This is a genomic window from Rodentibacter caecimuris (genome assembly GCF_010587025.1).
Classification (GTDB): domain Bacteria; phylum Pseudomonadota; class Gammaproteobacteria; order Enterobacterales; family Pasteurellaceae; genus Rodentibacter; species Rodentibacter caecimuris.
Genome location: NZ_CP040863.1, coordinates 1231157 through 1252528, shown reverse-complemented (window position 1 = coordinate 1252528; position 21372 = coordinate 1231157). Strand labels below are relative to the sequence as shown.

The window sequence follows — 21372 nt, the reverse complement described above, 5'->3', positions numbered from 1 at the left end:
TATAAATAAGGGGATAAATATGATCCATCCAAGTGCAAAAATTCACCCGACGGCACTCGTTGAACAAGGGGCGGTTATTGGTGAAGGCGTTTTTATTGGCCCTTTCTGTATTGTTGAAGGTTCCGTTGAGATTAAAGCACGCACTGTGTTGAAATCACACGTCGTTGTACGCGGTGATACCGTGATTGGTGAAGATAACGAAATTTACCAATTTGCGACGATTGGTGAAGTCAATCAAGATTTAAAATACAAAGGCGAAGCAACGAAAACCGTTGTTGGCAATGGCAATCGAATTCGCGAGCATGTCACCATTCACCGTGGCACAATCCAAGGCGGAGGCGTAACGAGTATCGGTAATAATAATCTTCTGATGATTAACGTACATGTAGCGCATGATTGCCAAATTAAAAATAATTGTATCTTGGCAAATAACGCGACTCTTGCCGGTCATGTCGAATTGGATGATTTTGTGATTGTAGGCGGTATGTCGGCGATTCATCAATTTGTCGTTGTGGGGGCGCATGTGATGTTAGGCGGCGGCTCCATGGTTAGTCAAGACGTGCCGCCTTATGTGATGGCACAAGGTAATCATGCCCGTCCGTTTGGGGTTAATTTAGAAGGTTTAAAACGCCGAGGGTTTGATAAGCCGACTATGCACGCAATTCGTAATGTGTATAAAATGATTTATCGCAGCGGTAAAACTCTTGAAGAAATCATCCCGGAAATTGAACAAATTGCTGAAACCGATTCCGCAATCAGTTTCTTTACCAATTTCTTTAAACGCTCAACCCGCGGAATTATTCGTTAACAGCGTTTCTCTCTTTAGAAAGAGTAAACCTCATTAACCAATTAACCGCACTTTAGTCCAAAGTGCGGTTATTTTTTAGGATAAATTTAATGAACAAGGAAAATCCTACTATTGCGCTTGTGGCGGGAGAAATCTCTGGGGATATTCTCGGTGCAGGCTTAATTAGCCGGCTTAAAGCCCATTATCCCAATGCTCGTTTTATCGGAATTGCCGGCCCTAAAATGATCGCTGAAGGTTGCGAAACCTTGGTGGATATGGAAGAACTTTCTGTTATGGGGTTAGCCGAAATTGTTAAACATCTTCCACGCCTACTAAGAATCCGTAAAAATGTGATTCAAACTATGCTGCGCGAAAAGCCCGATGTCTATATCGGCATTGATGCACCGGATTTTAATTTAGATGTAGAACTGAAACTCAAAGCCGGTGGCATCAAAACTATTCATTATGTCAGCCCTTCCGTATGGGCGTGGCGACAGAATAGAATCCACAAAATTGCTAAAGCGACAAATCAAGTGCTGGCATTTTTACCCTTTGAAAAAGCATTTTATGATAAATTCAATGTGCCTTGCCGATTTATCGGTCACACGATGGCGGATGCAATTCCTCTAAAACCTAATCGGGAGGAGGCTTGCCAATTTCTCAACATTGATCCTGCACAACGTTATTTAGCGATTCTTGTGGGAAGTAGGGGCGCTGAAGTAGAATTTTTAACCGAGCCTTTTTTGAAAACGGCATTATTGCTGAAAGCGCAATTTTCGGATCTGCAATTTCTTGTTCCCTTAGTGAATGAAAAACGGCGACAACAATTTGAAGCAATTAAAGCCCGAGTCGCTCCGGATTTAGCGATGCATCTGATTGACGGCAATGCACGCCAAGTATTAATCGCAGCGGATGCCACTTTACTGGCTTCCGGCACCGCTGCTCTTGAGGCGATGCTGTGTAAATCACCCATGGTGGTAGGCTATAAAATGAAACCGCTCACTTATTTCTTAGCGAAGCGTTTGGTGAAAACCAACTATATTTCTCTGCCGAATCTATTAGCAAATGAAATGTTAGTGCCGGAAATGATTCAAGAAAATTGTGAGCCGACATTACTCGCAGAAAAACTGTCGGTCTATTTTTCGGATGAACAAAGTGCGGTTAAAAATCGCCACATATTAATTCAACGTTTCACGGATTTACACAGACAAATTCAATGTGATGCGGATAAGCAGGCCGCTCAAGCGGTGATTGATCTATTAGAGGAAAAATAACATGTTTGAATATCCGCAAGGTTATCAGTTAATTGCCGGCGTAGATGAAGTGGGGCGGGGGCCTTTAGTCGGGGCAGTCGTGACTGCGGCGGTGATTTTAGATCCCAATAATCCCATTGAAGGATTAGCCGATTCAAAAAAACTCACTGAAAAAAAACGTCTTGCCTTAGCAGAAGAAATTAAACAAAAAGCACTTGTATGGTCATTAGGGAGAGCGGAAGCGGAAGAAATTGATGAACTGAATATTTTGCAGGCATCCTTACTTGCCATGACGCGAGCGGTAAAATCGTTAAAAATTCAACCGCACTTTGTACTGGTCGATGGCAATAAAATTCCTAAAGATCTTAATATTCCTGCCCAAGCTATTGTAAAAGGCGATAGTTTGGTGGCGGAAATTAGTGCCGCTTCTATTTTGGCAAAAGTCGCACGGGATCAAGAAATGGAAGCGTTGGATCGCCAATACCCGGAGTATGCTTTTGCCCAACATAAAGGATATCCGACGAAGTTACACCTAGAAAAATTAGCCGAATTAGGGGCATTGCCACAGCACCGCCGTAGTTTTGCTCCGGTTCGTAAAGTATTAGAAAGTCGCTAAACATGAGAGGTAGGAGATGAATACCATATTCACAAATGCACTTTGGGTTAGCCCGCTTTTCTGGACACTTGCTCTGTTAGCCGTTGCAGTGATTTTATTCGTGAGAAATAAAGTGCGGATGGATGCCGTGGCACTTTTAGTGATGTTGGCGTTTTATTTGAGCGGTATTTTAACCACCAACGAAATTTTTGCCGGATTTAGCGATCCGAATATTATTTTGATCGCATTGTTGTTTATTATTGGCGAAGGATTGGTGCGTACTGGGGTTGCCTATCAAGTGAGTGAAGGGATCTTAAAACTTGCCGGAAATAGTGAAACCAAAGTCTTGGTGTTACTCATGCTTGCCGTGGCAGGCTTAGGGGCGTTTATGAGCTCCACAGGCGTGGTGGCGATTTTTATCCCCGTGGTTCTGATGATTTGTCGCCAAATGAACCTTTCCCCAAAACGCTTAATGATGCCGTTGAGTGTGGCAGGTTTGATTAGCGGTATGATGACACTTATCGCCACCGCACCTAACTTGGTGGTGAATGCAGAATTAGTCAAAGATACCGGTACTCGTTTAAGATTTTTTGATTTCACCCCGATTGGTCTCGTTATTTTGTTGTTAGGTATCGGCTATATGTTGCTAACCCGCCGCTGGCTTGGGGGAAACATTGCTACGGATCACCAAGAAAATAACCAACGCTCAATGGCTGAATTGATTGATGAATATGGTTTACGCGGTCGAGCAAAACGTTTTGTGGTGCGTACCGGTTCGCCTTTTATCGGCAAAAATTTAGATGAATTACATTTACGTTCCAACTATGGGGTAAATGTGTTAGCGATTGAACGTTGGAAACGTTTTCGCCCAACTTATATGATGCCCCTTGCCACCTCTGAAATTCACGAAAAAGATATTTTAATGATCGATATCGGGCAGCAAGAATTTAATTTAGCGGAGTTTTGTCAAACCTATAATTTGGAGCCGGCAGAGATCAAGTCTCAATCTTTTGACGAACAGGCAAAATCTATTGGGATGGCAGAATTAGCCTTAGTACCAGGTTCGGCGTTGATTGATAAAACCACACAAGAGGTGGCGTTTCGCTCTCGTTACGGATTAAATGTGGTGGGTATCAAGCGGGATGGCGAATTGATTTCCGACAGTTTTTCCGGCACGCCTTATAAGCTTGGCGATTTAATTCTTGTTATTGGCGATTGGAAAGTGATTCAACAAATGCGTAACCGCACCAAGGATTTTGTTGTGCTCACCTACCCGAAAGAAATAGATCGTGTTGCACCGGCACAAAGCCAAGCCCCGCAAGCCTTACTTTCCGTATTGGTGATGGTGTTGTTAATGGTATCCGGCCTTGTACCGAATGTGATAGCCGCCCTCATCGGTTGCTTAATGTTGGGCTATTTCCGTTGCGTCGATGCGAAAAGTGCTTATGATTCTATTCATTGGCCAAGTTTAATTTTGATTATCGGTATGATGCCGTTTGCTACCGCACTACAAAAAACTGGCGGGATTCAACTTGCTGTGGAGACGATGTTGCAGTTAGTGGGGGATTGGGGAATGCATTGCGTGTTGATGATGTTATTTCTTTTTTGTGCCGTGATCGGATTATTCATCTCTAATACCGCGACGGCGATTTTAGTTGCCCCTATTGCCATTTCATTGGCACAGCAACTCCAAGTGTCGCCTATCCCCTTTGCGATGGTGGTGGCAATTGCCGCATCTGCCGCATTTATGACACCGGTTTCTTCACCGGTTAATACAATGGTCGTGGGGCCCGGTGGATACAAGTTTAGTGATTTCTTAAAAATTGGTGCTCCCTTTACATTGATTGTAATGGTGGTGAGTGTATTTTTAATTCCACTCTTATTTCCATTTTAAGCATATAGATTTAATACAAAAATTTAAGGAAAAATATGACCGCACTTTTAAAAATAGGCCTTGTTTCCGTATCTGATCGGGCTTCATCGGGCATCTATCAGGATCAAGGTATTCCCGAATTACAGGCTTGGTTAGAGAACGCGCTAATCGATCCTTTCCATCTGGAAACCCGATTAATTCCCGATGAACAAGAAATTATTGAGCAAACGCTAAAAGAATTGGTGGATGAACAAGGTTGCCACCTTGTCTTAACTACCGGCGGGACGGGGCCGGCAAAACGTGATGTCACCCCGGATGCCACACTTGCCGTTGCCGATCGTGAAATGCCCGGTTTTGGTGAGCAAATGCGCCAAGTGAGTTTACACTTTGTACCTACGGCAATTTTATCCCGCCAAGTGGGCGTGATTCGTAAAGCAAGTTTGATTTTAAATTTACCGGGGCAACCCAAAGCCATCAAAGAAACCTTAGAGGGCGTGAAAGACAAAGACGGAAACGTGCTTGTGAGCGGTATTTTTAGCGCAGTACCTTATTGTTTACAACTCATTAATGGTTTGTATATTGATACTCACCCTAATGTGATTGAGAGTTTCCGCCCAAAAGCGGCAAGACGAGAAAATTTGGAGAAATAGGATGAAAAAGATCGAAGCGATGATTCGCCCGTTTAAACTTGATGATGTGCGTGAAAATCTTTCCGATATCGGTATCACCGGGATGACCGTGACAGAGGTGCGTGGTTTTGGCCGCCAGAAAGGACATACGGAACTTTACCGAGGGGCAGAATATATGGTGGATTTTTTACCAAAAGTAAAAATGGAAATCGTGGTGCCTGATGATTTGCTGGAACAGTGTTTGGAAACCATTATAGAAACTTGTCAAACCGGTAAAATCGGCGATGGAAAAATTTTTGTTTATGACGTGGAACGGGTGATCCGCATTCGCACCGGTGAAGAAAATGAGGAAGCGATTTAGTGGAAAATAACCTAAATTTACACCGCACTTTGCTGGGGATTGCCGCCGTTATTATTATTTTAGCCGGTATCAAATTAGCCGCTGAAATTGTTGTGCCGTTTTTGCTGGCGCTCTTTATTGCGATTATTTGTTCTCCGATTATTAAAGCAATGACTGCCCGTCGTCTTCCCCACTGGCTTGCGATAGTATTACTCTTTGTGTTGATTTCCCTTATTTTCTTCTCTTTATTGGGATTGATTAACAGTAGTGTGCGTGAATTTACCCAATCGATTCCGCAATATAAAACCTTACTTTCTGAACGGGTGAATGATCTGATGGCATTGGCACAACGTTTCAATTTGCCCGTTTATTTTTCAAGGGAAACCATTCAAGAAAATTTCGACCCAAGTATCATTATGAATTTTGTTAGCCGCGTATTGCTCAATTTTTCCGGTGTGGTGAGCAATGTGTTCGTGTTAGTGCTTGTGGTAATTTTCATGCTCTCTGAAGCCCCGACAATGAAGCACAAAGTTGCGGTGGTGATAAGTTCTACCCCGAATGATGTAGAAAAAGAAGAGCGCCATATTAATCGTATTTTGCAAGGCGTGATTGGCTATCTTGGAATTAAAAGTATCACCAGCCTGCTTACGGGATTCGCCGTGTTTATTCTATTGGAAGTGTGCGGTGTACAATATGCGATTTTGTGGGCGACATTAAGTTTTTTATTAAATTACATTCCGAATATCGGTTCGATCATTGCTGCTATTCCCATTATCGTACAGGCTTTATTATTGAATGGTTTCGGTATCGGTTTTGGCGTGATAGTCGGTGTGATTGCGATCAATATGATCATCGGTAATATTCTCGAACCTAAAATGATGGGGCAACGTCTTGGGCTTTCCACTTTAGTCGTTTTTCTTTCCCTGTTATTTTGGGGATGGCTACTGGGCACGGTAGGAATGTTACTTTCCGTCCCTCTTACCATGGCATTAAAAATCGCCTTAGAGTCCAGCCCAAATACAGTGAAATATGCTGCCTTGTTGGGCGATGTAGAAAGGGATTAACATTGTTTAGAGACATAAAAAAGTGCGGTCAATTTTGACCGCACTTTTGCTATGTGTATCTAGCAGAACAACCTTCTCTGTTTTCTGTTTTTTTTCACCTGAGCAATCAATATCACCACAAGGACAAGCACATATACGGCAAAGATAAACACCAACCATTGCACCATGGTGATACCGAATAGCGACCATTGGCTGTTATCGCAGGAACCGGAGGGGTTGAAAATGCTTGGCAACCAGTGGTGGAATGGGAGAGTTTCCGGGAAATTAGGGATAAATTCACATTGTTTCCAAGGTGCAGGGTTCATTTGCAGATCAAGGTGACGAATGGAGATCATCAAGCCTTTAACCGCACTAAATAAACCTAATGCAAGGGCGATTAAGCGCAGGATCAGTGAACGGGGCGCGAGAAGACCAATAATGCCCGCAAGGAATAAACCACTCATTGCTAAACGTTCATACACGCAAAGAACACAGGGTTGTAACCCCATACCATATTGGAAATAAAGTGCGGTCAATTCTAAGGCTAAACTCGAAAGCACAAGTAATAACCAGGATGAGCGTTTTTCTGAAAATTGTTTAAAAAATGCGAGCATTTGTTCTCCTTAAATTGGCTGAATTAAGCCTAAATTTGCTAACCAAACGGTAGCAGTCGGTAAAATGTACTCAATAGCAAATAAGCCCACTAAGGATAACACAATGGTGTAAGGTAATGCCATGTAAACCATTCTGCCATAGGAGAGACGAATTAACGGGGCAAGCGATGAGGTTAATAAGAATAAGAAAGCGGCTTGACCGTTTGGCGTTGCAACTGACGGCAAGTTTGTTCCGGTATTGATTGCAACAGCAAGTAATTCAAATTGATGTGGTGTAATCACACCGTTAGTGAGTGCAGTTTTGACCTCATTAATATAGACGGTTGCGACAAAGACATTATCGGAAATAGCAGAGAGCAAGCCATTAAAGGCATAGAATAAAATAAGCTGTGTGCTTTCACTGGCGGATAAAACATAGTGAATAATGGGTGAGAACAGTTTTTGATCGATAATCACGGCAACCACAGTAAAGAATACGACAAGTAATGCGGTGAATGGTAAAGATTCTTGGAATGCTTTGCCAATCACATGCTCATTGGTAATACCGGTTAATGCAGTTGCAAGAACGATCACGCTTAAACCTATTAGACCTACGGCAGCTAAATGAAATGCCAAACCGATAACCAGCCAAAGTGCGATAACAGCCTGTACAATCAATTTTATCTTTTCTTGCTTTGACATTTTTTGCGTGTTATTGCGATCTAAACGTGCCAACACCGCCCATACTTTACGAGGTAGTTTTGCACCGTAGCCAAATAATTTAAATTTTTCTACCAAATAGCAAGTCAGCAAACCAAACATTAAAACCGGTAGGGTGACGGGCGCCATACGGAAGAAAAATTCAATAAAGTGCCAATTTGCTTGTTCTGCAATAATTAAATTTTGTGGTTCGCCTACCATAGTCATAACACCGCCGAGTGCGGTTCCTACCCCGGCATGCATCATTAAACTTCTTAAAAATGCACGAAATTGTTCCAATGTAGCGCGTTTATCACCTAATTTATCATCGTTGGTAATATCCACAAGATCATTTAATTTATTGCCTGAGGCAACTTTGTGATATACACCGTAAAAGCCCATGGCGACACTAATAATTACGGCAACGACGGTTAATGCATCTAAAAACGCAGATAAAAATGCGGCACTGATACAGAAAGCTAAAGAAAGGGTAATCTTAGATTCAATGGCGACCAGCAAGCGGGTAAACACAAACAATAGGAGCTGTTTCATAAAATAAATGCCTGCCACCATAAACATCAGTAATAAAACAACTTCAAAATTTGCCATAATTTCAGTCTTTACATGGGCAGGATGTGTCATGCCGATAGCAATGGCTTCAATGGCGAGTAAACCACCGGGTTGTAGCGGATAGCATTTTAATGCCATAGCGAGGGTAAAAATAAACTCGGCAACTAAAACCCAGCCGGCGAGAAAGGGGCTAATAAAAAAGAAGATAATCGGGTTAATAATAAGAAAGAGGATAATGGCAAGTTTATACCAATCCGGGCTGGCACCCAGGAAATTTTTCATAAAAGCTTGTGTGTAAGTCATAAATGGCTCCTGTTTTTTATAATACGCTCATTGTAATATAGTGTGCTTTAAAGGATAATAACGAAAGTAAGAATTTGTCAAATAAGTTACATTTTTTTGATCTTGTTAGGTTTTTTCCTAACATCTGGTTATTATGAATACAGAAAACACACTTTTAAAAGCACAAAGTCCCGCAGCGCTTGCCGAAGAATATATTGTAAAAAGTATTTGGAGTAATGTATTTCCTGCTGGTAAAAATTTGCCTTCAGAACGGGATCTCGCCGATAAAATCGGAGTAACCCGTACGACATTGCGGGAAGTTTTGCAACGCTTAGCGCGAGACGGTTGGTTGACTATTCAACATGGTAAACCAACCAAAGTAAATAATATTTGGGACACGGCAAACCCCAGTATTATTGAAACCTTGATTACCCTTGATCAAAATTCCGCACCGCTCATTATCGATAATATGTTGTCGTTACGTAGCAAAATGTCGGAGTTTTATATTTATGAAGCAGTGAAAAATTCCCCGCAACAATCTGCCATGTTATTTAGTGAATTGAGCGAATTAAAAAATTCGGCGGAAGATTATACGGAGTTTGATTATTGTATCTTTCGCCAATTTACCGTTCTGGCAAAAAAACCTTTTTACCGTTTAATCTTTAACAGTTTAAAAGGGGTATATCAGAAAATTGGGCTGCTGTTTTTCAGTTATGAAAAACACCGTGAATTGGCGAAGCAGTTTTATCTCGAATTACAAAAAATTTGTCAAGAAGGCAACGCAGATGCCGTGGTGGATTGTATTCGTAAACATAATCTAAGATCGGCAACTCATTGGCGTATGATTTTAGAACATCTGCCTCAAAATCTTTCCGATTAATCATCAAAAGTGCGGTTAAATTAATCGTACTTTTTACATATATCTTTATATCTTATGCGCATACCTCGAATTTATCATCCTGAATCCCTTGAAAATCAAACGCAGTGCTATCTTTCTGACGAGGCGGCAAATCATGTCGGTCGAGTGTTGCGGATGGTTGAGGGCGAGCAAATAGAGTTATTTGACGGCTCTAATCATATTTATCCGGCACGGATTATTGAATCGGGCAAAAAGAGAGTCAAAGTTGAGATTTTAGGATCTGAATTTGTCGATAAGGAATCAAATCTCAAGATTCATTTGGGGCAAGTCATTTCTCGTGGCGAGCGTATGGAATTTACCATTCAGAAGTCGGTAGAATTGGGCGTGAATGTCATTACGCCGCTTTGGTCGGAACGCTGCGGGGTGAAATTAGACGGCGAGCGTATGGACAAAAAAATTCAACAATGGCAAAAAATTGCTATTGCCGCTTGTGAGCAATGCGGTCGTAATGTGGTACCCGAAATTCGACCGCTAATGAAATTGCAGGATTGGTGTGCGGAAAATGACGGCGCATTAAAGTTGAATTTACATCCTCGTGCCCAATATTCGATTAAAACTTTGCCGAATATGCCGACGGCGGGCGTGCGTTTGTTGATCGGTTCCGAAGGCGGTTTATCGCCACAGGAAATTGCTCAGACGGAGCAGCAGGGGTTTACTGAAATTTTATTAGGAAAGCGTGTATTGCGTACTGAAACCGCCTCTTTAGCGGCAATCAGCGCATTACAAATTTGTTTTGGAGATTTAGGTGAATGATGGAATTACAAGGAAAATTGTTAATTGCAATGCCTCATTTGGAAGATTATTTTCAGAGTACGGTAATATTTATTTGTGAGCATAACGATCAGGGTTCTATAGGATTAGTCATTAATCAACCGACCGATTTAAGCATTGCAGAACTTTATTCCAAACTGAATTTTATGATGAAAAATGACCGCACTTTTGATGATGCGATGGTGGTGGCAGGCGGCCCTATGCATACGGAACGCGGTTTTATTGTTCATAAAAAAACAGCAAATGATTTTCAACATAGCTACAAGATAACGGATAATCTTTTTCTTACAACCTCTGCCGATGTTGTGGATACTTTCGGCGCGTTGCAGGCGCCGGAAAAATACTTAGTGGCATTGGGGTGTTCAAGTTGGTCAGCTGGTCAGTTAGTGAAAGAAATCGCAGACAATGCTTGGTTGGTTGTGCCATTGGATGAAACTATTTTATTTGATACGCCTTACGAAGAACGTTACCTTGCGGCAAATCGATTGTTAGGTATCAATTTGCATAATTTTGCTACGGCACAAGTGGGGCATAGTTAATGGGCATTACCGCACTTGCTTTTGATTTTGGCACAAAAAGCATCGGATGTGCCGTGGGACAGAGTATTACCGGTACGGCACAGGCTTTACCGGCTTTTAATGCGCGAGACGGTATTCCAAATTGGGAAAATATCGAAAAATGCTTAACGGAATGGAAACCCGATCTTGTTGTTGTGGGGCTTCCGTTGAATATGGACGGTACGGAACAGGAATTAACATTGCGGGCGAGAAAATTTGCTCATCGCTTAAACGGGCGTTTCGGCGTTAAAGTCGTATTCCAGGATGAGCGCTTAACCACAACTCAAGCACGTAGTGAAATCTTTGATCGCGGCGGTTTTCGAGCATTGAAAAAGGGCAAAGTGGATGGCATTTCCGCTTGTTTAATTTTAGAAAGCTGGTTTGAAAATAATCCGGATTTTTGATGAAAAATCGGGTTTAAATAGGATACTTCAAAGACCTAATCAAACCAAATAACACTCGCCATTCTGCCTGTTTTTCCGTCTCGTCGATAAGAGAAAAACAGGTCTTTCTCATTAAATGTGCAATGATCCCCGCCCGAAATTTCTGTAATCCCCAATTTATTTAAGCGTTGTCTGGCAATCTGATAAAGATTACCGAAGTACTTGCCTTGTACGGAAGAATCGGTTCGGAAAGCGGTTTCTGCAATCGGGTCAATGCGTATAAATTGTTCAAGGACTTCACCCCCTACCTGAAATGCGTTCGGTCCGATAGCGGGGCCAAGCCAAACGATAATATCTTGTGCTTGAGCTTTAAAACATTTTACCGTTTCCTCTAATATCCCATCACATAATCCACGCCAGCCGGCATGAGCCGCAGCCACTTCATTGCCTTGACGGGTAGTGAACAATACGGGCAAGCAATCGGCGGTCATTACGGTACACACTTGATTGGACTGTCGGGTATAGACCGCATCCGCATTAAAATTATTGCCGGAATAAGGGAGTTGGATAACCTCAGTGCTATGAGTTTGAGTGAGAAATAACGGCGGTTGCGGTAAATTGAATTTTTCCACTAATAAAGTGCGGTTAGTTTTGACCGCACTTTTTTCATCATCAACGTGATCGCCTAAATTAAAACTATCAAACGGTGCAGCACTCACTCCCCCTTGGCGTGTCGTTGTAAACGCGTGGATATTGGAGGGTGCTTGCCAATTGGGAAAAATCGCCTGCATATTAATAATCCAAACTGTCTTTGTGTTCAAGATAATCTGTTTTTAGCGCATTAAGCAATTCGACAAAATCCTCCGGTAGAGGGGCGTGCCATTCCATCATTTCACCGGTAATAGGGTGGGCTAAACGTAGCATAACCGCATGTAAAGCCTGACGTTTGAAATTACGCAATACTTCCATAAAATTTTCACTGGCATTTTTGGGTGGGCGAGGGCGACCGCCATAAGTTTGATCGCCTAATAACGGGTGGGCAATGTGTGCCATGTGAACGCGAATTTGATGGGTTCTGCCCGTTTCCAAACGTAAGCGTAGGCGGGTATAGTTACGAAAGTTTTCCATAATGCGGTAGTGGGTTACTGCCGGTTTTCCCATCGGATGAACCGCCATAAGCGTACGCTTAGTCGCATGGCGTGCCATCGGTTGATCGACCAAGCCACCTTTGGTCATAATGCCTAGGGCTACGGCTTCGTATTCACGGGTAATTTTTCGTTTTTGTAAATCTCGCACCAATTTTGTTTGGGCGGGTATAGTTTTTGCTACGACCATTAAGCCGGTAGTGTCTTTATCTAAACGATGCACAATACCTGCACGTGGTACTTCGGCAATTGGCGGGTAGTGGTAAAGAAGAGCGTTTAATACCGTACCGTTTGGGTTGCCCGCACCAGGGTGAACGACAAGATCTTTGGGTTTATTGATAACGATAATGTGCTCATCTTCATAGACGATATTAAGTGGGATATTTTCAGGCTCAAAGCGTGTTTCGTCTTCTATCTCAACGATGATTTCGATATGCTCGCCGCCCAATACTTTTTCACGGGGAATATTGGCAATGCAATTGTTGATTTTCACCAGATCCGCTTCAATCCAAGTTTTTAGACGTGATCGGGAATATTCGGGGAACAACTCAGCGAGAGTCTGGTCTAAGCGCTGTCCGATTTGTTCGGGTTGTACCTCTGCCGAAAGGGTAATTTGTGGCATAAAATTTATCTCAATAAGTTTAAAAAGTTGGCTTATTTATTAATGTTCTATACAATGTCGGCTAATTGTATCTTATTTATTGGTTTTCGTAAAAATTAAGGAAAAAAAACAATGCGTAAAATGAAATCATTGGCTTTGCTTGCGGTAGTATTTGCTGTGATCGGTTGTTCAAGCGGTAAACAAGAAGTCGAGCAATTATCGGTAGATGAACTTTACAATAAAGGCGCGAGTTCTTTACAGGAAGGCGGTTATTCTGAGGCTATTCGTTATTTAAATGCGACCACGGAACGTTTCCCGGGAAGTACATATCAAGAACAAGCAATGTTGGATCTCATTTATGCAAACTATAAATCGCAGGATTACACAGCCGTATTGGTGACGGTAGATAATTTCTTAAACCAATTTCCACAAAGCCCGAATCGCGATTATGCGGTGTATATGGCCGGTCTAACTAATGTTGCAACGGCGGATAATGCCATTCAGGATTTCTTTGGCATCGATCGCGCAACGCGTGAAACAACCTCTTTAAAAACCGCATTTTCAAATTTCCAAAGTTTAGTACGCGCATTTCCTAATAGTCCTTATGCACAAGATGCCTTAGCCCGTATGGTGTATATTAAAGATTCTTTAGCACGCCATGAATTGGAAATTGCTAAATTCTATGCAAAGCGTAATGCGGATGTTGCGGTGGCAAACCGTATTGTAGGAATGCTGCAATTATATCCTGACACGCAAGCGACTTATGAAGGTTTATTCTTAATGCGTGATGCGTACCAAAAAATGTGGCTGGACACTTTGGCAAATCAAACCCAACAAATTATTGATGCAAATAAGGATAAACAGTTTGCAAAAGTAGAAAGACCGGAAGAACCGGAATTGGTTGTTCCCACGGCAACAAAATAATTAATAAAAAACCCGATACTGATATCGGGGTTTTCTATACATAAAATACCTTAAAATTTAACCGCACTTTAGGAAATGAAAGTGCGGTTTTATTTAGCAATAAATTTCTTGTACGACAAATTGCATAGCATGGCGTTCAAATTGCTTTTGTTTACGATGTTTTAATCGTTTTAAACGTAAGTTACGTGAAGTGGAGATATCGCGTGATTTTATTTTCTTCAAAAAGGTTTTGCGTTTTAACATATTACTCTCCTATTCTTGTTTATTTTCCATGATATTGTCAGAATCGTTGTTGTTCTGATTTCCTTGAACCCGATGGTAATTCACAATACTTTTCATATAGCGGCGGATATTTTCCACATATTGGTAGGCTTCATAGCCACGGGCATAACCATATTTTAGATTATTATAATGACGTTTTTCTGACAGTAAGGGTAAGTTATTTTTTACATCCAGCCAATTATCCGGATTTACCCCTAATTTTTTTGTTAAGCGACGTACATCCAACACATGGCCCAATCCCATATTATACGCGGCGAGAGCGTACCAAATGCGATCCTCTTGTGCAATGCTGTCGGGTATTTGGCTCAATAACCAATGTAAATAATCCGACCCTGCTTTGATACTTTGTTCCGGATCCGTTCGATTGCTGATTTTCATTCGTTCCGCCGTATCTTTGGTGAGCATCATCATTCCCCGCACACCGGTAGGTGAGGTGGCATCAGGGTTCCAATGGGATTCCTGATATGCCATGGCTGCCAACAAACGCCAGTCTAATGTGCCTTTGTATTTTTCAAAGATCGGTTGATACTGGGGGAGCGTTTTTTCTATGGCATTTAAATAGGCACGGCTATCGACATAATCGAATTGGGCGATATGACGGAAATATTTCTCTTCAATACGATCAATTAAACCGGTGTCTAATGCATTGTTCATAAAATCTAACAAACCGGCTTGTAGTTCATTATAAGAATTATTGGCGAGATACCAATGAACCGTCGCTTCATCTGTTACATCAAAGGCGATCGCAAGATTGGGACGGATTTGTTGCGTCGTGGCGACATCAATGGAGTTAGCAATCGTGTAAGGAATCTTACCTTCTGCCACTTGAATTAATAATTCTTCTTGAGTGAGTTGCTTGTTATTTTTCCACTGTAAATTAGGGAATTGTTTCTTAAATTGAGTCAATAACTCATTGAGTTCTTCTCCACCGGCGATGGTGATTTCTTGTTGTATTTGGCTTAAATCTTTTGGTCGATTTTCCCCTTTTTTATAGACTAATTGCCAAGATGCAGAGGTATAAGCCGGCCCGATTTGGAACTGTTCCGCACGGCGGGGGTAAAAAAGTAAATTGGCGGCGGCAAAATCAATTTGGTTATTGGCGAGTGCATTAAAAAGTGCATCCGTATTTTCAAGGGTTTTAATTTCCAGAGTTACGCCTAAATAATCAGCAAAATTTTTTGCTAATTCGTATTCTAAACCGGATTCCCCTTCAGGGCCGATCAAATAATAAATAGGGTTGTTGATTGTTCCAACAATAAGGCTGCCTCGAGATTTAATTGCCGTATAATGATTTTCTTCCGAGCGCATTATTTTTTGCCAAGGAAACACCATATCAATCGCCCAAAGTAGCAGCGCAAGCGCAGCGATAATACGTAAAAATAAACCTTTCAAATATATGTTCCTATTTATAAGAGTACCAAATAGCTAATTTATATCCGATGAATGATACCAGCGATTGTTCCGGTTTGTATCATCATATTCATCAAGTAGATGGCATTTAAAATCAATGGAATCAAAGATTTCATTGAGAAATTTTTGTGTTTTATTCATACTGGAAACTACTTTATCATCATAGTTTGCTTCATTATCATAATTTAATTTTTCATAGATGTGAATTTCCAACAACCAAGCACAATTTTTATATTGTTCTTCCCGCCATTTCCTCGCTAAGTCTTGATTGGGAATAATAGCAATGAATGTTTTCATTTCTTTATTTAAATTCCAATAAAAATGCTTATATTTAAAAGGTAAATAACTTTCCAAAAGAGTAGATTTGCATTTTGTGAAGGTTCTATTGTGTGTTTTAAAGTAGGCTTGAATTGGTTTTATTAACCTGCTTTCATCTTTTGCTACGCTTTGAATGGCCAAATAACTGTGATTTTTAAAATTCATTTTTTTATCCTTAATAGAAAGGGTAGGGATATATCCTATCTCTACCCTTTAATATTAACTATTAACTACGGCGACCTCTTCGAGGTTTCTCGTTAAAAGTGCGGTTATTTTTTTCACTAAATTTCCGCCCGCCGCGATCACCATTATCGTTACCACGACCTTTCCGTTTTCCTCCGAAATCATCACGTTCGCGTGAGTTTTCAGCTTTTACCGCGCCAAGGAATGACATTCTCATTTGCTTGTTTAGCACTCGGGTTTTGCCGAATTGTTGAAGCAATTCTTTTGGCATACCTTGTGGTAATTCCACCGTGGTGTAGTCATCATAAAGTTTAATATGACCGATATAACGACTATTAATATCGCCTTCGTTTGCAATTGCTCCGACGATATGACGAACTTCAACACCATCCATTCTTCCGACTTCAATACGATATAAATCCATCGGTTGCGGATTGCCGTAACCTTTTCGTTCACCGCGACGCTCTGCCGAACGAGGATTTTCGCGACGCTCACCACGATCACTACGGCGACGTTTTTCCATTGGCGGATCTGGTGGAAGAATCAGTTTTTGCTTGCCTTGTAGTAACATTAGCATAGCTGCCGCAATATCTTCTTGATCTTGATCCGCGGTAAATAAATCTTCTAACAGGCTACGATATTGTTCTAAATCGTGATGTTCAAGTTGTTTGGTGATTTTCGCCACAAATTTTTTACGGCGGCATTCTTGCAATATTAAATGATTCGGCAGTTCTACTTCATTAATCGGTTTTTTCATCAAATGTTCAATATTGCGGAGTAAACGGCGTTCCCGAGACTCTACAAACAACAATGCACGACCGGAACGACCGGCACGACCGGTACGACCGATACGATGCACGTAAGATTCGGCGTCAAGCGGAATGTCGTAGTTCACGACAAGGCTGATTCGTTCAATGTCAATACCGCGTGCGGCAACATCCGTTGCGACAACAATATCAAGACTGCCGTTACGTAAGCGATCAAGGGTTTGCTCACGCAGTTGTTGGGTCATATCACCGTTCAGTGCGGCAGAACGGAAACCGTTTTTCTCTAATAGCTCGGTAATATCCAATGTGCCTGTTTTAGTACGGGCAAAGATAATGGCGGCATCAAAATCTTCCACTTCTAAGAAACGAAGCAGTGCTTCATTTTTGCGTACACCGTGCACATACCAACAACTTTGTTCAATATCCGGCGCATTTTCGTTATTAACTTTAATCTTCACTTCTTGCGGATCATTCATAAAACGCTTGGTGATACGGCGAATCGGTTCCGGCATTGTGGCAGAGAAAAGGGCAGTTTGATGATGTTCCGGTAATTCGGCCATTACCGTTTCAACATCGTCAATAAAGCCCATGCGCAGCATTTCATCAGCTTCATCCAACACGATGAAACGAAGTTCGGATAAATCTAATGTGCCACGACGAATATGATCAAGGATACGCCCCGGCGTACCTACGACGACTTGTGCACCTTGTTTTAATGCGCGTAATTGAATGTCATAGCGTTGCCCACCGTAAAGGGTAACAACACGTATGCCCTGTATATGTTTTATAAATTGATCGCAGGCATCCGCCACTTGAATGGCAAGTTCACGTGTCGGTGCCATTACTAACATTTGAGGGTGTTTTGCTTCAGTATTAATTTGAGCCAGTAAAGGCAATGAGAAAGCTGCAGTTTTACCACTGCCGGTTTGTGCCATACCCAACACATCTTTGCCGTTGAGCAAGTGAGGGATACAGGCTTGTTGAATTGGAGAAGGTGTTTCAAAACCTAGGTCAGAAACGGCTTTTAAGATGAACTCAGGCAACCCTAAGTCATTAAAAGTGATTTTTTCAGTCATTAAAATACTCGAATATAAAAAGGAAAGCTCAAGGGGACTTTCGGTTTAATTGTTGAACACTGAGAATAAATTATCCTCAATGTAAAGTGCGGTCTAAAAATTTCCTGTTTTTGTCACCGCACTTTTTACTTCTTTTTCCTGTTCTGTTTGAGCCGGTTTTAATTTCATTAGCTCAAAAGAGGCAAAACGATACTCAACAAAGTCATAAACCTGATTCGCCATAGCCAGTTTAAATAAAGCTGCCGCTTCATCAACCAGCCCTACATTGAGTTTTTGTTTTGCTAGATAAAAATAGGTTTCTGTGAGAATTTCAGCGTATTGTTGTACGTTTTCAGCGAATTTGCCGGCACGTTGCTGTAATTCTTCTAAAGAAATGTGTCCTAAGTAGTATTGAACGATATTTGTACCCCAGAAGTCCTTTGACAGCCCTTTTGCTCGTTCGACAAGGTTTTTACGGGCTTCTTGCGGTTTTAATTTTTGTTCGTTCAAATACAACCATAAAACACGATAAGGATCAGTTGTATCGGCTTGGTAGAACTGTAAGAAATCCTGTTCGGCAAGATTATAACGTCCTACATAATAAAAATTTAAACCACGATTAAGGTGGGTGTAATTATAACTTGGATCTAATTCAAACACGGCATTGAACGTTTCCAATGCGCCGTCATAATCTTCCTCAAGCAATAAATAAAGCCCTAAATAATTATACACGGCCGCCATTTTCGGCTGCAATGCAAGGGCTTGAGTAAAATCGTAACGAGCCAGCCCCCATAAACCGAGGGAGTCATACAGAACGCCGCGTTCAAAATGCAACAAAGCACGTTCTTCATTACTCATTTTTCCAACCAATAATACTTGGCTAATCCGTACAATCATCACTTCTTGTTCAAAGTGTGAATTCGGGTTTTGCTCAGCAAGTATTACGTGATTTTTAGATACAAAAGTGCCTCTATACTGGACACAGCCGGCAAGAAACAATATCGCGCATAAGCCAAATAAATAGGCTAAATAATGGCGGGATAATCGAAAACACTGCATTGGCTTTCTTCTTGTGTACTAATATTTGTTGGAAACAACCAAACTTGACGGAATTTACCGTCAAGTTTTGATTTATCAAGATTATTCTTGTTCTTCGCTAGAATTTTCTTGGATTAGTTCAGCTTCTTGTTTTGGTACAAGGTCTTTCATCGTTAAGCGAATACGACCCTGACGATCGATTTCCACCACTTTCACACTAACCTCTTGACCTACTTGAAGATAATCGCTGACTTTTTCAACGCGTTCTTCGGCAATTTGTGAAATATGGACTAAACCTTCTTTATTGCCGACAATAGCAACGAATGCACCGAAATCAGCCAAGCGGCTTACTTTACCTTTATAAATTGCACCGGTTTCAACTTCCGCCACAATTTCTTCAATGCGAGCCATCACATTTTTTGCCGCATTATTATCGACTGCGGCAATTTTTACCGTACCATCATCGTCAATATCAATTGACGTACCGGTTTCTTCGGTTAATGCACGAATTGTCGCTCCGCCTTTACCAATTACATCTTTGATTTTTTTCGGATCAATCTTCATTGTGTGAATACGCGGTGCGTAGTCGGAAATATCTTCACGCGGAGCAGGAATTGCTTGTTCCATCACACCAAGAATGTGCATACGTGCGCTTTTCGCTTGGTTTAAAGCGATTTGCATAATTTCCGGTGTAATCCCTTCAATTTTGATGTCCATTTGAAGTGCGGTCACACCTTCACGTGTACCTGCTACTTTAAAGTCCATATCGCCAAGGTGATCTTCATCACCCAAAATATCGGAAAGTACAACGAATTTTTCTTCTTCTTTCACGAGCCCCATAGCGATACCGGCTACTGCTGCTTTAATCGGTACACCGGCATCCATTAAGGCAAGAGAAGCACCACATACGGAAGCCATAGAGGAAGAACCGTTAGATTCGGTGATTTCGGATACGACACGTACTACATAAGGGAACTCTGCAAGGCTTGGCATCACCGCAGCTACCCCGCGTTTTGCTAAACGTCCGTGACCGATCTCACGACGTTTCGGTGAACCGATCATGCCGGTTTCGCCGACAGAGTATGGCGGGAAGTTATAGTGGAATAAGAAATGATCGGAACGCTCACCGGTCAATTCATCAATAATTTGTGCATCACGCTCAGTACCAAGAGTTGCCACCGCTAATGCTTGGGTTTCACCACGGGTGAAAATTGCTGAACCATGGGTACGCGGTAATACGCCTGTGCAAATATCTAAAGCTCGAACTGTATCTACGGTACGACCATCAATGCGTGGCTCGCCGGCAATGATACGACCGCGTACGATTTGGCTTTCAAGTGCAGTGAAAATATCAATGATTTTGCCTTCACTGATTTCCTCGTCTTCTGCAGTAATTTGTGCGATAACATCAGCTTTAATCGCATCAATTTGCTCATAGCGAGTTTGTTTTTCTGTAATACGGTACGCATCACCTAAACGTGCTTCCGCAATGGCTTTTACTTTATTGATTAAATCGGTATTTGGCTCAGGTGCCACCCAATTCCAACGAGGTTTACCGGCTTCTGCTGCAAATTCTTTGATCGCTTCAACCACAACTTGTTGTTGTTGATGGCCGAATACTACGGCAGACAGCATTTGTTCTTCCGTTAAAATATCGGCTTCGGATTCCACCATTAATACGGCTTTATCCGTTCCCGCCACGACTAAATCCAAACGGCTTTGTTTTTGTTCCGCCATGGTCGGATTCAATACAAATTGCTCGTTAATAAAACCAACGCGTGCTGCGCCGATTGGGCCGTTAAACGGCACACCGGATAAAGATAACGCGGCAGAAGCACCAATCATCGCCACTAAATCAGGGCTAATTTGCGGATTGACGGAAACAACGGTTGCTACGACTTGAATTTCATTGAAGAAACCTTCGGGGAATAATGGACGGATAGGACGATCGATTAAGCGGGCAATTAAGGTTTCGCCTTCGGATGGACGACCTTCACGCTTGAAAAAACCGCCGGGAATACGACCGGCAGCATAAGTACGTTCTTGATAGTTAACGGTTAACGGGAAGAAATCTTGACCTTCTTTCACATCTTTTTTAGCCACAACGGTAACGAACACACTGGTGTCGTCCATACTAGCCATCACTGCGGCTGTGGCTTGGCGAGCAATCGCACCGGTTTCTAACGTGACGGTGTGTTGCCCGTATTTAAATTGTTTAACAATTGGATTCACAATGTTTTCCTTTGATTTTGATATTAAAACAACGTTTTATTTTCCAGATTGCGACTAGCAAAAGAAATCTTTGAGAAAATTATTCAAAAAAACCTTTACTCATCTCTATACTGGGCATTAGCA

The 21372-nt window shown here is 41.8% G+C and carries 22 protein-coding genes; 12 read left to right on the top strand and 10 right to left on the bottom strand.

Translation table 11 applies throughout. From position 1 onward, the window contains the following. The first annotated feature begins 19 nt into the window (after positions 1-19). The 7 genes from lpxA (at position 20) to FEE42_RS06305 (ending at position 6541) form a co-directional block, all read left to right on the top strand. Entirely contained in the window at positions 20-808 is a 789-nt protein-coding gene (lpxA, locus tag FEE42_RS06335) for an acyl-ACP--UDP-N-acetylglucosamine O-acyltransferase (protein ID WP_077581521.1), read from the top strand. Positions 809-897: 89 nt separating this feature from the next. Further along, positions 898-2061 carry a lipid-A-disaccharide synthase gene (gene lpxB, locus FEE42_RS06330; protein WP_164027950.1) on the top strand — a complete coding sequence of 388 codons (1164 nt, stop codon included), beginning with the start codon at positions 898-900 and terminating at the stop codon, positions 2059-2061. Between the two features lies 1 nt (position 2062). After that, positions 2063-2656 (top strand): ribonuclease HII, encoded by a 594-nt coding sequence (rnhB, locus tag FEE42_RS06325; protein WP_164027949.1) that lies wholly within the window; start codon positions 2063-2065, stop codon positions 2654-2656. 16 nt (positions 2657-2672) lie between these two features. Next, on the top strand, positions 2673-4529 hold the full coding sequence (locus FEE42_RS06320) for an SLC13 family permease (RefSeq protein ID WP_077581524.1): 1857 nt from the start codon (positions 2673-2675) through the stop codon (positions 4527-4529). 35 nt (positions 4530-4564) lie between these two features. Beyond that, positions 4565-5158: a molybdopterin adenylyltransferase gene (gene mog, locus FEE42_RS06315; protein WP_077493479.1), complete on the top strand. Its 594-nt coding sequence runs from the start codon at positions 4565-4567 to the stop codon at positions 5156-5158. A gap of 1 nt (position 5159) precedes the next feature. Then, positions 5160-5498, top strand: coding sequence for a nitrogen regulatory protein P-II (glnB, locus tag FEE42_RS06310; RefSeq protein ID WP_077493478.1), 339 nt, complete (start codon positions 5160-5162; stop codon positions 5496-5498). After that, positions 5498-6541, top strand: coding sequence for an AI-2E family transporter (locus FEE42_RS06305; protein ID WP_077581525.1), 1044 nt, complete (start codon positions 5498-5500; stop codon positions 6539-6541). The genes glnB and FEE42_RS06305 overlap by 1 nt, the downstream gene beginning before the upstream one ends. A gap of 59 nt (positions 6542-6600) precedes the next feature. On the opposite strand, the gene dsbB is transcribed toward FEE42_RS06305, so the two are convergent. Both dsbB and nhaB read right to left on the bottom strand, forming a co-directional pair. After that, positions 6601-7134, bottom strand: a complete 534-nt coding sequence (gene dsbB / locus FEE42_RS06300) for a disulfide bond formation protein DsbB (RefSeq protein WP_077581526.1) — start codon at positions 7132-7134, stop codon at positions 6601-6603. Positions 7135-7143: 9 nt separating this feature from the next. Beyond that, a complete protein-coding gene (gene nhaB, locus FEE42_RS06295; RefSeq protein ID WP_077581527.1) occupies positions 7144-8685 on the bottom strand; it encodes a Na(+)/H(+) antiporter NhaB in 1542 nt (513 codons plus the stop codon). A gap of 133 nt (positions 8686-8818) precedes the next feature. Here nhaB and fadR point away from each other — a divergent pair, with 133 nt between their 5' ends. From fadR to ruvX, 4 genes are read left to right on the top strand one after another with little or no spacing between them, the layout of a single operon-like run. Next, positions 8819-9544, top strand: coding sequence for a fatty acid metabolism transcriptional regulator FadR (gene fadR / locus FEE42_RS06290; protein ID WP_059365923.1), 726 nt, complete (start codon positions 8819-8821; stop codon positions 9542-9544). Between the two features lie 54 nt (positions 9545-9598). Then, positions 9599-10336, top strand: coding sequence for a 16S rRNA (uracil(1498)-N(3))-methyltransferase (rsmE, locus tag FEE42_RS06285; protein WP_077581528.1), 738 nt, complete (start codon positions 9599-9601; stop codon positions 10334-10336). After that, positions 10333-10893: a YqgE/AlgH family protein gene (locus FEE42_RS06280; RefSeq protein WP_077581529.1), complete on the top strand. Its 561-nt coding sequence runs from the start codon at positions 10333-10335 to the stop codon at positions 10891-10893. The genes rsmE and FEE42_RS06280 overlap by 4 nt, the downstream gene beginning before the upstream one ends. Beyond that, the gene (gene ruvX, locus FEE42_RS06275; protein WP_059365920.1) at positions 10893-11315 is read left to right on the top strand and encodes a Holliday junction resolvase RuvX; all 423 of its coding nucleotides are present in this window, start codon (positions 10893-10895) and stop codon (positions 11313-11315) included. The genes FEE42_RS06280 and ruvX overlap by 1 nt, the downstream gene beginning before the upstream one ends. A 35-nt stretch (positions 11316-11350) precedes the next feature. On the opposite strand, the gene pgeF is transcribed toward ruvX, so the two are convergent. Both pgeF and rluD read right to left on the bottom strand, forming a co-directional pair. Beyond that, complete coding sequence (pgeF, locus tag FEE42_RS06270) at positions 11351-12085, bottom strand: peptidoglycan editing factor PgeF (RefSeq protein ID WP_059365919.1); 735 nt, start codon at positions 12083-12085, stop codon at positions 11351-11353. Position 12086: 1 nt separating this feature from the next. Beyond that, positions 12087-13061: a 23S rRNA pseudouridine(1911/1915/1917) synthase RluD gene (rluD, locus tag FEE42_RS06265; RefSeq protein ID WP_059365918.1), complete on the bottom strand. Its 975-nt coding sequence runs from the start codon at positions 13059-13061 to the stop codon at positions 12087-12089. A 111-nt stretch (positions 13062-13172) separates the two neighbouring features. Between rluD and FEE42_RS06260 the strand changes: the two genes are divergently transcribed. Continuing rightward, entirely contained in the window at positions 13173-13964 is a 792-nt protein-coding gene (locus tag FEE42_RS06260; protein ID WP_164027948.1) for an outer membrane protein assembly factor BamD, read from the top strand. Positions 13965-14057: 93 nt separating this feature from the next. On the opposite strand, the gene FEE42_RS12615 is transcribed toward FEE42_RS06260, so the two are convergent. The 6 genes from FEE42_RS12615 to pnp all read right to left on the bottom strand — a co-directional run bounded on the left by FEE42_RS12615 (position 14058) and on the right by pnp (position 21249). Then, positions 14058-14207: a hypothetical protein gene (locus tag FEE42_RS12615; RefSeq protein ID WP_164703639.1), complete on the bottom strand. Its 150-nt coding sequence runs from the start codon at positions 14205-14207 to the stop codon at positions 14058-14060. 9 nt (positions 14208-14216) lie between these two features. Then, positions 14217-15638: a membrane-bound lytic murein transglycosylase MltF gene (gene mltF, locus FEE42_RS06255; protein WP_164027947.1), complete on the bottom strand. Its 1422-nt coding sequence runs from the start codon at positions 15636-15638 to the stop codon at positions 14217-14219. A 33-nt stretch (positions 15639-15671) separates the two neighbouring features. Continuing rightward, complete coding sequence (locus tag FEE42_RS06250; protein ID WP_164027946.1) at positions 15672-16139, bottom strand: hypothetical protein; 468 nt, start codon at positions 16137-16139, stop codon at positions 15672-15674. 61 nt (positions 16140-16200) lie between these two features. Then, positions 16201-18000, bottom strand: coding sequence for a DEAD/DEAH box helicase (locus FEE42_RS06245; RefSeq protein ID WP_164027945.1), 1800 nt, complete (start codon positions 17998-18000; stop codon positions 16201-16203). 93 nt (positions 18001-18093) lie between these two features. Then, on the bottom strand, positions 18094-19038 hold the full coding sequence (nlpI, locus tag FEE42_RS06240) for a lipoprotein NlpI (RefSeq protein WP_059365913.1): 945 nt from the start codon (positions 19036-19038) through the stop codon (positions 18094-18096). 81 nt (positions 19039-19119) lie between these two features. Next, positions 19120-21249: a polyribonucleotide nucleotidyltransferase gene (pnp, locus tag FEE42_RS06235; RefSeq protein WP_164027944.1), complete on the bottom strand. Its 2130-nt coding sequence runs from the start codon at positions 21247-21249 to the stop codon at positions 19120-19122. Between the last annotated feature and the right edge of the window lie 123 nt (positions 21250-21372).